This is a genomic window from Nocardia sp. NBC_01388 (assembly GCF_045040085.1).
Classification (GTDB): Bacteria; Actinomycetota; Actinomycetes; order Mycobacteriales; family Mycobacteriaceae; genus Nocardia.
This window is the reverse complement of the sequence record NZ_CP109553.1, coordinates 5051099-5064540: the sequence shown is the minus strand read 5'-3', so window position 1 is coordinate 5064540 and position 13442 is coordinate 5051099. Positions and strand designations below refer to the sequence as shown.

Below are 13442 nucleotides of genomic sequence, written 5' to 3'. Positions count from 1 at the left end.
ACTCGCCGCAGATTCGCTGAAACGACTGGCCGGGATGGTTTTATAGCGGCATGGACTTGCGCCAGGACCTGCGAAGCACAGTCGGCGACCTGCTGCCCGAGCTGAAGGACCTGCTGAAGCAGCTGGTCGCCATTCCCTCCATCGCCTTCCCGGACTATCCCAAGGAGAACGTGCAGCGGGCGCACGATCTCATTGCCGATGAATTGCGGAAGTCCGGTGTCGGCGATATTCAGGTGCTGAATCTGCCGGATACCTCCCCGGTCATCTACGCCCGCATTCCACCGCCGCCGGGTGCGCCGACCGTCCTGCTCTACGGGCACTACGACGTGCAGCCCTCCGGCGACGAAAGTCTCTGGAACACACCGCCGTTCACTCCGACCGAGCAGGACGGCGCGATCTACGGCCGCGGCGCGGCCGACTGCAAATCCAATGTGGTCGCGCATATCGGCGCACTGCGGGCCTACGGCGGTAAACCGCCGGTCGGCGTCACCCTCGTCATCGAGGGTCAGGAGGAGTTCGGCTCGGGCTTCGACGATTACCCGGCCGAGAAGCCGGAGTTGTTCCAGGCCGATGCCCTGCTCATCTGCGATGCCGGCAATATTCGCGCGGGCGCCCCCACCCTGGTGACCGCACTGCGCGGGGTCGCCGATGTCTTCGTCGAGGTCCGCACCCTGGCGACCCCGGTGCACTCCGGCCAATTCGGCGGTGCCGCACCGGATGCGCTGCTCGCCCTCATGGCCGGATTGGCCACGCTGCACGATGCCGAGGGCAATGTCGCGGTCGAGGGTCTGCGCCGGGACAAGTGGACCGGAGCGAACTACACGGATGAGGAATTCGCCGAAATCACCGGTATGGCACCGGGAATGCCGCTGCTCGGCACCGGGCCGATTGGTGAGCGTATCTGGTACGGGCCCGCCATCACGGTCATCGGGCTCGACGCTCCGCCGGTGAAAACCGCTGCGTCCGCGGTGATTCCGTACGCGAAGGCCTATCTGAATGTGCGCGTGCATCCCGAACAGGATCCGGCCGAGGGGCAGCGCGCCGTCATCGAACATCTGAAGAAGGTCAAGCCCTACGGCATCGAGCTCACGGTCACCGGCGGTGATGTCGGCTCCGGATTCGCCGCGGGCACAACCGGTCCCGCGTATGCCGCCATGCGTGAGGCCATGGGCAAGGCGTGGAATACCGAGGTGGTCGATTCGGCCATGGGCGGCTCCATCCCGCTCACCAATTCGATGGCCACGGCCAATCCGGCCGCCGAGGTGATCATGATCGGCGCCGAGGATTCCAACTGCAATATGCACGGCTTCAATGAGCGCGTACTGCTGAGCGAACTGGCCAATGTGGCGCTCGCGGAGGCGGAATTCTTCCAACTGTTCGCGAACAGGATGCGCAAATGAGCGAAACCACCGCGACCGCCGATCCGGAGTCCGAGCCGAAACCCGCTCAGCACCGCAAGAAGCGGGGCTTCCCCTCCACCTATACGATCCTCGCCGGCGTCACCGTCGCGGTGTGGCTGGCGGCCTTCGTGATCCCGCCCGGTGCGTACCGGGTGGATGACAAGGGGCACACCATTGCCGGGTCGTATCACCGGATCGAGGGCGCGAAGGGTTTCACGGCGCGGCTGCGGGATCTGTTCCTCGCGCCGATCAACGGCCTCTACGGCATTCAGGACCCCAAGACCGGCCAGGTCGCGCCCGATATGTCCGGCTCGCTGTACGGTGCGGCCGCGGTGTTCCTGTTCGTGCTGGCCGTGGGCGCATTCATCACCGTCGCCTTCGCGACCGGCGCGCTGGACAGCGGTATCGGGCGGCTGGCCTACAAGCTGCGCAGCCGGTCCTTCCTGCTCATCGTCGGCATCATGGTGGTCTTCGCCGTCGCGGGCACGGTGGAGGGCTTCGCCGAGGAGACCCTGGGTTTCTACGCGCTGCTGGTGCCGCTGATGCTGGCACTGGGCTACGACCGTATGACCGCGGTCGGCGCCATCATCTGCGGTGCGGGCGTCGGCGTCATGTGCTCGACCGTCAATCCTTTCGCGACCGGCACCGCCTCCTCGGCCGCCGGGGTGCCGATCGGCGACGGCATTGTGCTGCGCCTGGCCATGCTGGTGGTGCTCACCCTCGTCACGGTCGCGTATGTGCTCTGGTACGCGCGCCGGGTGAAGTCGGACCCGGACAAGTCCTGGTCGGGCTGGCTGCCGGGCGACCGCGAGGTGAAAGCCGAAGAGCACGAACCGGATCCGATGACCCGCCGCCAGGTCGCGGTGCTGTGGATGGTCGGCCTCACCTTCGCGTTCATGATCTTCGCCATCATTCCGTGGGCGACCGTGATCAAGGGACCGGACGCGAAATCCTTTCCGTGGGAATTGGATTGGTACTTCCCGGAGCTCACCGCACTGTTCCTGGTCGGTGCGGTGGTGGTGGGCCTGATCGGCGGATTGGGCGAGGGCAGGATGTCCGAGGCGATCGGCAAGGGCTTCGGCGATTTCGTGGGCGCCGGCATCGTGATCGTGCTCGCCCGCGGCGTCACGGTGATCATGAACAACACCCAGATCACCAGCACCGTGCTGCATGCCCTGGAAGGTGTGGTGACCGGTACCTCCTCGGCGGTGTTCGCGGTCGCGGTATTCCTGGTGAACATCCCGCTGGCCTTCCTGATCCCCTCCACCTCCGGCCATGCCACGCTGGCCATGCCGATCATGGCTCCGCTCGCCGATTTCGCGAATGTGCCGCGCTCCCTGGTGGTTACGGCCTGGCAGTCGGCGTCGGGCTGGGCGAATCTGGTCACGCCCACCACGGCCGTGGTCACCGGTGGCATCGCCCTGGCGAAGGTGCGCTACGACCGCTACGTGAAGTTCGTGGTGCCGCTCATGGTCATTCTCTTCGTGCTGACCTGTGCGTTCCTCGCGGTGGCGGCCTGGATCGGCTGAATGTCCGGTCCGGCATCAGGCGCCGATGAGGTTGCGCCACACCAATTCCAGATGGGCGGCCATATCGAGGCTCGGGTCGATCAGCCACCGCGATTGCAATCCGTCGGAGAGGGCGAAGAAGGTGGTGGCGGCGGCATCGGCATCGACGTGTGCGGGCAGCGTGCCGGCCTCCTGCATACTGCGCAGGGCCTGCGAAAACGCCTCGGTGCCTTGGCGATACCGCTCCTTCATATAGGCGTGAGCCGGATGACGCGGATCGGCCGCGGCCGCCTGCATATGGGTGAAGAGTTCGATCAGGCCGGGCACCTGGGCATTTCGTCGAATCACCGCAATGTAGGCCGCCGGATCGGGAGCGCGCAGCGCGACCATATCGGCCTCGTCGCGCTTGCGCAGGACGGCGACGAAGAGCTCTTCCTTCGATCCGAAGTAGTGCAGCAGCCCGCCCTGGCTCAGTCCGACCGCCTCGGCCAGCTCGGCGACGGAGGTGGCCAGGAAACCGCGCTCCGCAATGGTGCGCAGTGCTGCTTCGAGAATCTGCTCCCGTCGTTCGATGCCCTTGCCGTAGGGCCCCCGTTTCGCCACGGATCGAGTCTAGAGCTCACACGCGGCTTCTTGCACCCCAAAACCGAGCGATGTACGGTTTTCAAAGCGGCCCTCGCCGCGAACAGCGAAGGAGAAACCGGTCCCGATGCGATTCCGTCCCCGAGCTCTTGTTCCCACAGCTCTCGTCGCCGCCACCCTGGTCCTGGGCGCCACTCCGGCATATGCCCGCCCCGAGGCGCCCACGCAGGTCGCGCCGCTCGGGCCCGACTTCCTCTGGGGCGTGGCGGCCTCCGGCTTCCAGTCCGAGGGCCACGCGCCCGACAGCAACTGGTCCCGGTACGTGGCGCAGGGCAAGACCGACGACCCGTACAACGACTCGGTGGACTTCTTCGATCGCTACGCCTCTGATATCGATCTGGCTGCCGGTCTCGGCGTGAAGGTGTACCGGATCAGCATCGAGTGGGCGCGCGTGCAGCCGCAGCCCGGTGTGTGGTCGGAGGACGGACTGCGCTTCTACGACAGTGTGATCGGGAAGATCACCGCCGCCGGTATGCGGCCCATGATCACCCTGGACCACTGGGTGTTCCCGGGCTGGGAGGTCGATCGCGGCGGCTGGCACAACCCCGGCATGGTCGATGACTGGCTGGCCAATGCCCGTACCGTCGTGGATCGCTATGCGCACGACAATCCGCTGTGGGTGACCTTCAACGAGCCCACCTTCTACGGGCTCAACGAACTGCGGCACGGCGGGCTTCCGGCCGCCGACGTGCCGGGTATGCAGGACCGAATCGCGCAGGCGCACAATGCCATCTACGACCACATCCACCAGGTGCAGCCCGGCGCCATGGTGACCAGCAATGTCGCCTACATCCCCGGCGGCGAGGATGCGATCAACAAGCCGTTCATCGACAAGATCGCCGCGAAGATCGATTTCGTCGGCATCGACTACTACTACGGCCTCTCGCCGGACACCCTCACCTCATCGGTGCAGAACCTCAGCCAGCTGTGGAACAACCCGCTGCAGCCGGAGGGCATCTACTATGCCCTGCAACACTATTCACGTCAGTTCCCCGGTAAGCCGCTCTATATCGTCGAGAACGGCATGCCCACCGAGAACGGTAAGCCGCGCGCCGACGGCTACAGCCGCGGCGACGACCTGCGCGACACCATCTACTGGATCCAGCGCGCCAAGGCCGACGGCATGAACGTCATGGGCTACAACTACTGGAGCCTCACCGACAATTACGAATGGGGCTCCTACACCCCGCGATTCGGCCTCTACACCGTCGATGTGCTGACCGATCCCACCCTCACCCGGCAGCCCACCGACGCGGTCCCGGCCTACACCGCCATCACCCACAACGGCGGCGTCCCGGCCGACTACCGTCCGACCCACAACCCGCAGTCCTGCTCGCTGGTCGACGCCGTGGCCAGCTGCACCGATCCGGTGACCGTGCCGCGCTGATCTCTGCCGAAAGCATGCCGGGATGACGATGGACCTCCGGGATGACGAGGCGGATGGCCGAGTGATCGCCGTCAGCGCAGGGCGGGGATCACCTCTCGCTCGAACAGTTCGATGCCCGAGGTGTCGTAGGCCAGTTCGGGGAAGTAGTGGATGGCGTAGGAGAGGCCGAGGGCCGTGGTGCGGCTGAGCTTTTCGACGACCTGCTCCGGCGTTCCGACGGCGGGGCTGGTGCGGAAGAGGTTGTCCACGTGGCCCTTTGCCGCCTCGGCGCCGAGGATCGGGGTGAAGCGATCCTCGAGGGCGGCGAGGCGGTCCTGGACCTCGGCCTCGGTGGCGCCGACGATCGTATTGAAGTTCGAGCTGCGGGTGATGGCATCGAAATCGGTGCCGACGGCGGCACAGTGGCCGCGCAGTAGTTCGGACTTGTGCGCGAATTCGGCCGGATCTCCGGAGAAGTTGGTGTACTGCGCGTACTTCGCCGCGATGCGCAGCGTCACCTTCTCGCCGCCGCCGGCGATCCAGATCGGAATACCGCCCTCCTGCAACGGAAGTGGGCGGACGATGGCGCCGTCGACCTGGTAGTGCTTACCGTCGAGCGTCGCGGAACCCTTGGTCCAGGCCTGTTTGAAGATCTGCACCCCCTCGTCCAATCGGCCCAGACGCTCACCGGGGGAAGGGAATCCGTAGCCGTAGGCGCGCCATTCGTGCTCGTACCAGCCGCCGCCGATGCCCATTTCGAGGCGCCCGCCGGAAATCAGATCCACCGTCGCCGCGACCTTCGCCAGATAGGCCGGATTGCGGTAGCTGATCGCGGTGCACATCTGCCCCAGCCGAATTCGCGAGGTGCCGGCGGCGAAGGCCGACATCAGCGTCCACGCCTCGTGGGTGGCCTCCTCGGTGGGCTCGGGCACGGTGTGGAAGTGGTCGTACACCCAGACCGACTCCCAGGCCTCCGTCGCATCGGCACGCTGGGCGAGGTCGCGCATCACACCCCACTGCTGCGCCGGGTCGATGCCGACCAGGTCGAGCCGCCAGCCCTGGGGAATGAAATGGCCGAAGCGCACGAGTGACTCCTCCGTTTGATCTCGGTCTGCGAATACCGCGAACCACTGTTACCGCTCCACGGCGGATGGGCAACCATTCGGCGCTGGGCGCGCCTAATGCTGGTGTTCGAGTCGTCCCGAAACCGGGAGATGTGGTCCGGGGACGAACTAGAATTCTGCGGCAGCGATCATCCCGTGTTCGCACGTCTAGGGGAGGGAGCTCGACGGTGAGCTCAATACAGTTGAACGCGCCGGACGGACCCGTCGAGGCCAACCTGGAGACGCCGGCGGGGGAGGGGCCGTGGCCGGGGGTGGTGGTCCTGCACGACATGGTCGGAGTGCACACGGCGATGCGCGAGACCACCCGGATGCTGGCCGACAACGGCTATCTCGCGCTCGCCCCCAATCTGTTCTCGCGCGGTGCGGTCCGCTGCGTGCCGAGCATGATCCGGGACCTGATGTTCAGCGGTAAGGGCGGTGCGGTTCGCGATATTCTCGCCGCCCGCGACCAGCTTGCCGCGGATCCGAACTGCACGGGCAAGATCGCCGTCGTGGGGTTCTGCCTGGGCGGCGGGTTCGCCCTGCTGGTGGCGCCCGAGGGCTTCGACGCCGCAGCCCCGTTCTACCCGGCGGGTCGCGCCAAGTACGACGAAGTACTGCGCGGCTCGTGCCCGGTCGTCGCCAGTTACGGTTCGCGGGATCCGCAGAATATCGGCAGCGGCGCCAAGCTCGAACGTGCACTCACCGAGCTCGGCATCGATCACGATGTGAAGACCTATCCGGGTGTCGGACACTCCTTCGCCGACCATCATCCGGCCCAGCCCCTGGTCCGCGTACTGGGCCTCGGCTACGACGAGGACGCCACCCGCGACGCCTGGTCGCGCATCTTCGCCTTCTTCGACACCCATCTGTCGCCCGGCGCCCAGCCCGGCGGACCGAACGCATAACCGGCCCAGTCTCGAATCCTCCTGCTGGAGCGCAGGTCTCGCCAGCGTAACCGATCAGCGCGACGAACTTGGCCGCCCCACTGACGAACACCGATACCGCGCCCAACCAGGCTGTTGCGCGCATCGCCCTGCTCGTACCCCGCCCGCTCCTCGCCGTGCGCGCGCAGCGAGATGATCTCGACGACCAGGGCGAGCACGAAGAACGGGATCGCGTACGTCACGGGTTGATTGATCTGGTCCCACAGGTCCACGGCGACCGCTCCAGTCCCGCGCCGATGCCCGCGCACTCACTACATCTGCACCGACTGTAAGGCTCGCGGCGCAATCTCCGGAAGGGGCTCAGCCGCGGCGGCAGCGAGTGATGAGGGTGAGGCAGGCCGCGGCGGCGAGGGTGAGGGCGGTGAACATAGCGGGATAGCTGACGCCGGTGCTGTCGTGCAGCACGGCCATGACCGCCGGGAAACCGAAGCCGAGGTAGCTGACGGCGTAGAAGACGGCGGTCAGTCCGGCGAGGTCGTCGGGGCGGGCCATGCGCTCGATCTCCAGCAGTCCGGCGACCAGGCCGATGCCGAAGCCCAGGCCGAGGACGATCGCGGTGGCGATGGTCAGCCACAGGGTCAGCGCGCCGGAGGCCGGTGCGGCCAGCGCCAATCCGGCGATGATCAGGGTCAGCGCCAGTACCGGCAGCCGGATGGTGCCCGGCCGGTCCAGCTTGCGCGCCACCGATTGGATGCCGAAACCGCAGCCGAGGGTGATCACGGTGATCAGGGCCGAGAACGCGATGGGTGCGCCGTGCACCTTGGGCATCATGAGGGTCGGCATGATGGCGTACGCCGTTGCGGAACAGGCGAACAGCCACACCGCGATCGGCAGCGCGACCAGGCGGAAGCGCCGGTGCGCGCCGACCGGAACCTTCAGATCATCCAGCAGTCGGCCCGTGGTCCGCTGCGGCACAGTCGTTTCCGGCGCGCGAGCCAGCCACACCGCCGCGGCCAGGCAGAGCCCGGCATTGATCAGATAGGGCAGGGTGTCCGGCCGGGGACCCCACTGCGCGAGCACACCGGCCACACCCGCTCCGACGCCGAATCCACCGGTGAGACTCATGGCCGAGCGTCGCGCCCCGGTGCCGGAGGCGGTTTCGGGCGCGAACGGCGGCTGCGACAGCTCCTTGAGCCAGCTGCTGCCGACCGCCATGGCCAGTCCGAGTGCGATACCGCACAGCACGCGACCGGCGGAAAGCATTGGTACGGAAGATGATCCGAATGCCAGTAGCAGCGACCCGGCCGCAGCGATCAGCGGCGCCGGCCGCATGAGCAGCCGCCGCCCATAGCGATCCGACAGCGGCCCGCCGATCAGCAGCGCGGGCACGATGCCCAGCACGTACTCGAACAGCAGCAGGTCAACCGTGGTGACCGGCAACCCGTCCCGCTTGTACATGACCAGCAGCGGCGTGAATTCGTTTCCACCCCAGGCAATCGCGAAGATCGCCCCCGCCACGCTCATCCACGCGCGACTCGACGACTGCGGTCCAGCGCCGAACCGACCGGAAGCAGCGCTGGAAGATGTTGCGCCGGTGTCGGTCAGGCCGCCGGCGGAGGTCGATGTTGTCATCACAGTCCTCTCGACCTCATGCTGTGCGCATCCATCGGGTGGTCGGCATCGGCGGGGGTGAAAGCGGCGCTGGGAGTGGTGGCAGTCGCTCCAGCCGAGAGAGCGGCGGTCGTGCAGTGCGCCGAAGCGGTTGTGGCCGAGGTGGTCAGAGCGCCGGCGGAGGTCGATGTCGGCATCACAGTCCTCTCAGGCGCACGCCGTGCACGGCCATCAGGTGGTCGGCGAGGGCGGTGGCGAATCCGGTGGTGTCGCCGGACTCGATGAGGTCGGCCAGGCCCGCGTGCTGGGCGATGATGCGTGCGGTCTCGATGGGGCCGTGGCGCAGGGCGACGCTGTTCATGCGGCGCTGGCGTTCGCGCAGGGAGTCGTAGAAACCGGCCAGCAGCCGATTGCCCGCGGCCACCACGTATTCGCGATGGAAGTCGGCGTCGATGACCGCGAACCGGTCGAGGTCTCCGGCGGCGGCGAGTTCCCGCTGGTGTTCGAGCGAAGCCCGCAGCTTCGTCATGAGGGCTGCCCGGTCGATTTCGGCCAGTATGCGCACCGCGCCCGTCTCCACGACGTAGCGGGCCTGCGTGACGTCCTCGGCCTCGTGCGAGGGCACGGGCACGATGAGCGCGCCGCGCTTGGGATACAGCTTCATCCAGCCTTCGGTCTCCAGCCGGAGGAAGGCCTCCCGCACCGGCGTCCGCGAGGTGCCGAGCGTGGTCGCGATCTCGCCCTCGCTGATCAACTCGCCCCCGGGGAGTTCCCCGCTCAGGATGCGTTCCTTGACCTCGCGGTAGGCGCGCTCGGCGGATGAATACGTCATAGACACAAGATGCATCCTAGAATTCCGACCGGTCGGATTTTCTGGGATGTGGCCGGACTCACGGTCCCGAACAGGTGGCAGGTGCCCGCAGACTTGCGCGACCTACACCTTTGGAACAATGATCTGGCGTATTGGCATAGCGCCAGTAAGTGAGACAGGGAGGTCCGCATGGCGAACGACGCCACCCCGCCGCTGCATGAAATCGTGAACAGCGCGCTCGAGTTCACGGTTCCGATCGCGCACAAGATGGGTGTCCAGGCGACCGAGGTGCGGCCCGGCTACGCCTCCACCAAGGTTCCGGTCGAGGGCAATGGCAATCACTTCGGCGTCATGTACGCCGGCGTGCTCTTCACCGTCGCCGAGGTGCTCGGCGGGGCGCTCGCGCTCGCCAGCTTCGATACCTCCAAGTACTACCCGCTGGTCAAGGACCTGCATATTTTCTTCCGCAGGCCCGCCGCCACCGATGTGACGGCCGTGGCCACCATGTCGGACGAGGAGATCGCGCGCGTCGCCGAAGAGGCGGACCTCAAGGGCAAGTCCGACTTCAGTCTGAAGGCCGTCGTGACCGACGCCAATGGTGTGGTCGTCGCGGAAACCGAAGGGCTGTACCAGCTCCGCGCGCACAACAAGTAGCGCGCGGGCTTTCGTGGTGCGGGCGGCTCACCCCTGCGTGAGCTGCCCGAACTGCGCCATATCGAAGTAGTCGCGCCAGGCGGCGATCTTGCCGTCGGCGATTTCGAACACGCCCATGACCGGCAGTTCGATCTGCTTGTCGCCGAGGGTGAAACGGTCGGTGCGTTCATTGAGCACCACATTCCCGTGTGCGGACTGGTGGTGAATGCCGAAGTCGATACCGCCGAACGCGCCGATGAAACCGCGCAGGAAATCGAGAATGGCCGCCTTCCCGAGCAGCGGCTGCATGGGGATGTTGTGGTAGACGGCATCCTCGGCGAAATACTCGGCGATGGATTCCGGTGTGCCGCTGAGCCATTCGGCGCAGAAGGCGGTGACCAGGGCTTCGGGGGACGGGGTCGTCATGTGGCGGGAGCCTTTCGATTCAGGAGATGTGCAGGGGAAGGGTCTGGTGCCGGCGCACGAAGATGCTCGGAAACCATTGCGGCGGTGCGTCATCGATGAGGGTGAACCGCGAGCTGCGCTCCAGCAGCGCGGTGAGGGCGGCGGTGGCCTCCAGCTTGGCCAGAGCCGAACCGACGCAGAAGTGCACACCGCGGCCGAAGGCCAGATTGTTCGCACCGCTGCGGCGGTCCAGGTCGAGTGTGTCCGGCTGTTCGAAACGGGCCGGATCGCGATTGGCCGCACCCCACATCAGCAGCAGATGACTGCCCGAGGGGAGATTGACGCCGCCGAGCACGGTGTCCTCGGTGACGTGCCGATGATGGCCGCGGAACGGTGATTCCAGGCGCAGCGCCTCGTCGATGAAGGCCGGGATGAGGGCGGGCTCGCGGCGCAGTTCGTCCTGGAGTTCGGGATCGGTGGCGAGTATGCGCGCCGAATTGGCGACCAGTCCGGCGCTGGACTCGCCTCCCGCGCCGACCAATTGGAGCAGTACCAGGACCGCCACGGCATCGCTCAGTTCGCCTGCCGCACAGGCCCGGGCGAGTATGCCGAGCAGATCGTCGCGCGGATTCGCCTCAGCGGCTTTGAATGTGGTGTACAGATACCCGGTCAGCTCGGCGGCGGCCGTCACCGAATGGCCGAATCGGTCGGCGTCCACCACTCCGCCCAGCATTTCGGTGCTGTCGTATGCCCAGGAAAGCAGTTGCGGCACATCCGATTCCGGGAGGCCGATGATATCGGCGACAAGTGCGAGCGGTAGCTGATCGGCCATGCCGGTGGCCCAGTCGATGCGACCGTTCCGCAGCCCCCGCGACCACAGCTCGTCCACCAGCTCGCGCACCGTCGGGCCCAGACCGCGAATTCGCTTGGCCAGCAGCGGCTGCACCAGTTTGCGGTGCGTGAGATGGGCCGGATCGTCGGCGGTGGCCAGCACGTGCACGGCCTGCCCGCCGCCATCCATATCGAAGGTCACCGGCGGCCCGTCGGGCTGACGCAGCAGCACTCCGGTGAGATTCGAGGAGAACGCCTCGGGCTGATTCACCGCCTCGGCCACCAGATCCCAGCTCGTCACCAGGTGGAAGTCGGTGCCCGGAATGCGGTACACCGGCGCCTGCTCGCGCAGCTGCCGGTAGAGCGGATTCGGATTGTCGAGGTGGACGGGATCGAAGATGTCGATCGCGTCCGGTGCGGTCAGCGTCATTGCCACTCCGAAGTCGGGAACCTGTGCCGAGCACACGGTTTCCCGTGCCGAATCGACTGTCAAGAAGTGTCTCGGTGCGGGAATCGCGCGGAGGTGGATGCTGCGGAAACTTCCACGGCGATCCGGTATATCTGCTGATCAGGCGTATATCAATGGCGAGACAATCAGAAGTGATTGTCTCGCCATGAGATGCGGTGACCCGCGTCGGCGGCAAGTGCTGTCGCGCTCGCGGGCCGCTCCTATTCGCTGTGGGACAGCCGCACCAGCATCTTGCCGGTATTGGCGCCGTTCATCAGCGCGGTGAAGGCCTCGAGGGTCTGATCGATGCCATCCACCACCGTCTCCTCGGTGCGCAGCGAACCGTCGGCCAGCCAGCCGGCCGCCTTGCCGATCCACTCCGGCGCCTGGTGCAGATGATCGGTGACATTCATGCCGAGCAGATTGATCCGCTTGCCGATGGCGAGCACCAGATGGCGCGGTCCGGGCGGCAGCTCGGTGTCGTTGTACACGGAGATGGCCCCGCACAGTGCGATTCGGCCGCGCAGGTTCATGGTGGCCAGGGCGGCGTCGAGGTGATCGCCACCGACATTGTCGAAGTAGACGTCGATGCCCTCGGGCGCGGCGGCCGCCAGCTGCCCGGCGAGATCGCCCTTGCGGTAATCGATGGCGACGTCATAGCCGAATTCCCCGAGGAGCCGGGCGGTCTTCTCCGGCCCACCGGCCGAGCCGATGACCTTGGACGCGCCCAGTCGCTTGGCGATCTGGCCGGCGACGGAACCCACCGCACCCGCCGCGCCCGAAATGAACACGACATCACCCTCGCGCACCGGTGCGACCTCGGTGAGCCCGGCGTACGCCGTCAGGCCGGTGGTGCCGAGAACGCCGAGATATGACTGTGGGGAAGCGATTTCGGTATTCAGCACCTGCGCACCGGAGGCATCCACAAGTGCGTACTCGCGCCAGCCGTAGAAATGGCTGACCACCGTGCCGACCGGGATCGTCTCCGCGGCGGAGGCCACCACGGTGCCGACCGCTCCACCGGTCATGGCTTCACCCAAACCGAAAGGCGGAATATAGGATTCGACATCGTTCATGCGGCCGCGCATATACGGATCCACCGACAGCCAGTCATTGCGGACCAGCACCTGCCCCGGAGCGGGTTCGGGCAGCGTTACGGTGGCGAACTCGAAATCGGCCGGTTTCGGCTCGCCGATCGGACGGGCGATCAAACGCCATTCGCGGCTGGATACGGTCATTGCTGTTCTCCTTCGGAAGTTTTCAGTGGATTCGCGGCGAGGCCGCTCAGAATGGTGTCGGTCGCACCGCGCAGCAGATCCGGCCGGTCGGCCGCGAGCAGGCCGATGGCCGCGGCCAGCACGATATGCGCGGCATCGGCGGGCCGTGCGAGGCCCGCCTCGCTGAGCACGCCGGTGAGCAGTTCGCGCAGATCGTCGGTGAAGCTGCGGCAGATATCGCCGCACAGCCGTGCCTGCTCACCGAGAAGTTCTGCGGCATGCGGAGATTCGGCGAACGCGCCGGAGGCCAGGGTGGCCTTGGCGGTGACAATGCCGAATACCTTGTCCGCGAGTGGAATCGGTGCGGCGGCGGCCGCGTGCGCATCCGTCAGCGCACGCTCGTGCAGTCGCTCGGCCAGCCGCCGCACCGCATCGTCTTTATTGCGCACGTACTGATAGACCGCCGACCGGGAAACGCCTGTCTCCGCGGCGATATCGTCCATGGTCGTGCGCCGCGCCCCGTAGCGCAGCAGGCAGCGCAGGGTGGCGTCGAGTACGTCGGCGGTCCGGTCGGGCACGG

14 protein-coding genes are annotated in these 13442 nt (G+C 66.6%); 6 read left to right on the top strand and 8 right to left on the bottom strand.

Features of this window, described 5'->3' with window-relative positions; all coding sequences use genetic code 11:
- Positions 1 to 50 precede the first annotated feature (50 nt).
- Both OG716_RS24925 and OG716_RS24920 read left to right on the top strand, forming a co-directional pair.
- Complete coding sequence (locus OG716_RS24925) at positions 51 to 1400, top strand: M20/M25/M40 family metallo-hydrolase (RefSeq protein ID WP_405133168.1); 1350 nt, start codon at positions 51 to 53, stop codon at positions 1398 to 1400.
- Positions 1397 to 2929, top strand: coding sequence for a YfcC family protein (locus OG716_RS24920; protein WP_355122789.1), 1533 nt, complete (start codon positions 1397 to 1399; stop codon positions 2927 to 2929). The genes OG716_RS24925 and OG716_RS24920 overlap by 4 nt, the downstream gene beginning before the upstream one ends.
- Positions 2930 to 2944: 15 nt before the next feature.
- Here the strand turns inward: OG716_RS24920 and OG716_RS24915 are convergent, their stop codons facing one another.
- Positions 2945 to 3511 (bottom strand): TetR/AcrR family transcriptional regulator, encoded by a 567-nt coding sequence (locus OG716_RS24915; RefSeq protein WP_405133167.1) that lies wholly within the window; start codon positions 3509 to 3511, stop codon positions 2945 to 2947.
- Between the two features lie 106 nt (positions 3512 to 3617).
- Here OG716_RS24915 and OG716_RS24910 point away from each other — a divergent pair, with 106 nt between their 5' ends.
- Complete coding sequence (locus OG716_RS24910; RefSeq protein ID WP_405133166.1) at positions 3618 to 4937, top strand: family 1 glycosylhydrolase; 1320 nt, start codon at positions 3618 to 3620, stop codon at positions 4935 to 4937.
- A 71-nt stretch (positions 4938 to 5008) separates the two neighbouring features.
- On the opposite strand, the gene OG716_RS24905 is transcribed toward OG716_RS24910, so the two are convergent.
- Positions 5009 to 6001, bottom strand: coding sequence for an LLM class F420-dependent oxidoreductase (locus OG716_RS24905; protein ID WP_405133165.1), 993 nt, complete (start codon positions 5999 to 6001; stop codon positions 5009 to 5011).
- A gap of 206 nt (positions 6002 to 6207) precedes the next feature.
- On the opposite strand from OG716_RS24905, the gene OG716_RS24900 reads away from it, so the two are divergent.
- Both OG716_RS24900 and OG716_RS24895 read left to right on the top strand, forming a co-directional pair.
- Positions 6208 to 6927, top strand: a complete 720-nt coding sequence (locus tag OG716_RS24900) for a dienelactone hydrolase family protein (RefSeq protein ID WP_405133164.1) — start codon at positions 6208 to 6210, stop codon at positions 6925 to 6927.
- A gap of 68 nt (positions 6928 to 6995) precedes the next feature.
- Complete coding sequence (locus tag OG716_RS24895; RefSeq protein ID WP_405133163.1) at positions 6996 to 7238, top strand: hypothetical protein; 243 nt, start codon at positions 6996 to 6998, stop codon at positions 7236 to 7238.
- A 28-nt stretch (positions 7239 to 7266) separates the two neighbouring features.
- Here OG716_RS24895 and OG716_RS24890 read toward each other — a convergent pair whose 3' ends face one another.
- Positions 7267 to 8538: an MFS transporter gene (locus tag OG716_RS24890; protein ID WP_405133162.1), complete on the bottom strand. Its 1272-nt coding sequence runs from the start codon at positions 8536 to 8538 to the stop codon at positions 7267 to 7269.
- A gap of 175 nt (positions 8539 to 8713) precedes the next feature.
- A complete protein-coding gene (locus OG716_RS24885) occupies positions 8714 to 9349 on the bottom strand; it encodes a GntR family transcriptional regulator (protein WP_405133161.1) in 636 nt (211 codons plus the stop codon).
- Positions 9350 to 9517: 168 nt separating this feature from the next.
- Here OG716_RS24885 and OG716_RS24880 point away from each other — a divergent pair, with 168 nt between their 5' ends.
- Positions 9518 to 9982: a PaaI family thioesterase gene (locus OG716_RS24880; protein ID WP_297620727.1), complete on the top strand. Its 465-nt coding sequence runs from the start codon at positions 9518 to 9520 to the stop codon at positions 9980 to 9982.
- Positions 9983 to 10009: 27 nt separating this feature from the next.
- Here the strand turns inward: OG716_RS24880 and OG716_RS24875 are convergent, their stop codons facing one another.
- From OG716_RS24875 to OG716_RS24860, 4 genes are all read right to left on the bottom strand, one after another.
- Positions 10010 to 10387: a limonene-1,2-epoxide hydrolase family protein gene (locus OG716_RS24875; RefSeq protein WP_355122811.1), complete on the bottom strand. Its 378-nt coding sequence runs from the start codon at positions 10385 to 10387 to the stop codon at positions 10010 to 10012.
- A 19-nt stretch (positions 10388 to 10406) separates the two neighbouring features.
- Positions 10407 to 11627 (bottom strand): cytochrome P450, encoded by a 1221-nt coding sequence (locus OG716_RS24870; protein ID WP_405133160.1) that lies wholly within the window; start codon positions 11625 to 11627, stop codon positions 10407 to 10409.
- A 239-nt stretch (positions 11628 to 11866) separates the two neighbouring features.
- Complete coding sequence (locus tag OG716_RS24865; protein ID WP_405133159.1) at positions 11867 to 12883, bottom strand: NADP-dependent oxidoreductase; 1017 nt, start codon at positions 12881 to 12883, stop codon at positions 11867 to 11869.
- Complete coding sequence (locus tag OG716_RS24860) at positions 12880 to 13440, bottom strand: TetR/AcrR family transcriptional regulator (RefSeq protein WP_405133158.1); 561 nt, start codon at positions 13438 to 13440, stop codon at positions 12880 to 12882. Before OG716_RS24860 ends, OG716_RS24865 begins: the two co-directional genes overlap by 4 nt.
- Between the last annotated feature and the right edge of the window lie 2 nt (positions 13441 to 13442).

Excerpts from the sequence above, each read along its gene's own strand:
- OG716_RS24880 (WP_297620727.1), top strand. The coding sequence starts at position 9,518 with ATGGCGAACGACGCCACCCCGCCGCTGCATGAAATCGTGAACAGCGCG.
- OG716_RS24920 (WP_355122789.1), top strand. The coding sequence starts at position 1,397 with ATGAGCGAAACCACCGCGACCGCCGATCCGGAGTCCGAGCCGAAACCC.
- OG716_RS24875 (WP_355122811.1), bottom strand. The coding sequence starts at position 10,387 with ATGACGACCCCGTCCCCCGAAGCCCTGGTCACCGCCTTCTGCGCCGAA.
- OG716_RS24890 (WP_405133162.1), bottom strand. The coding sequence starts at position 8,538 with ATGACAACATCGACCTCCGCCGGCGGCCTGACCGACACCGGCGCAACA.
- OG716_RS24885 (WP_405133161.1), bottom strand. The coding sequence starts at position 9,349 with ATGACGTATTCATCCGCCGAGCGCGCCTACCGCGAGGTCAAGGAACGC.
- OG716_RS24865 (WP_405133159.1), bottom strand. The coding sequence starts at position 12,883 with ATGACCGTATCCAGCCGCGAATGGCGTTTGATCGCCCGTCCGATCGGC.
- OG716_RS24870 (WP_405133160.1), bottom strand. The coding sequence starts at position 11,627 with ATGACGCTGACCGCACCGGACGCGATCGACATCTTCGATCCCGTCCAC.
- OG716_RS24925 (WP_405133168.1), top strand. The coding sequence starts at position 51 with ATGGACTTGCGCCAGGACCTGCGAAGCACAGTCGGCGACCTGCTGCCC.
- OG716_RS24910 (WP_405133166.1), top strand. The coding sequence starts at position 3,618 with ATGCGATTCCGTCCCCGAGCTCTTGTTCCCACAGCTCTCGTCGCCGCC.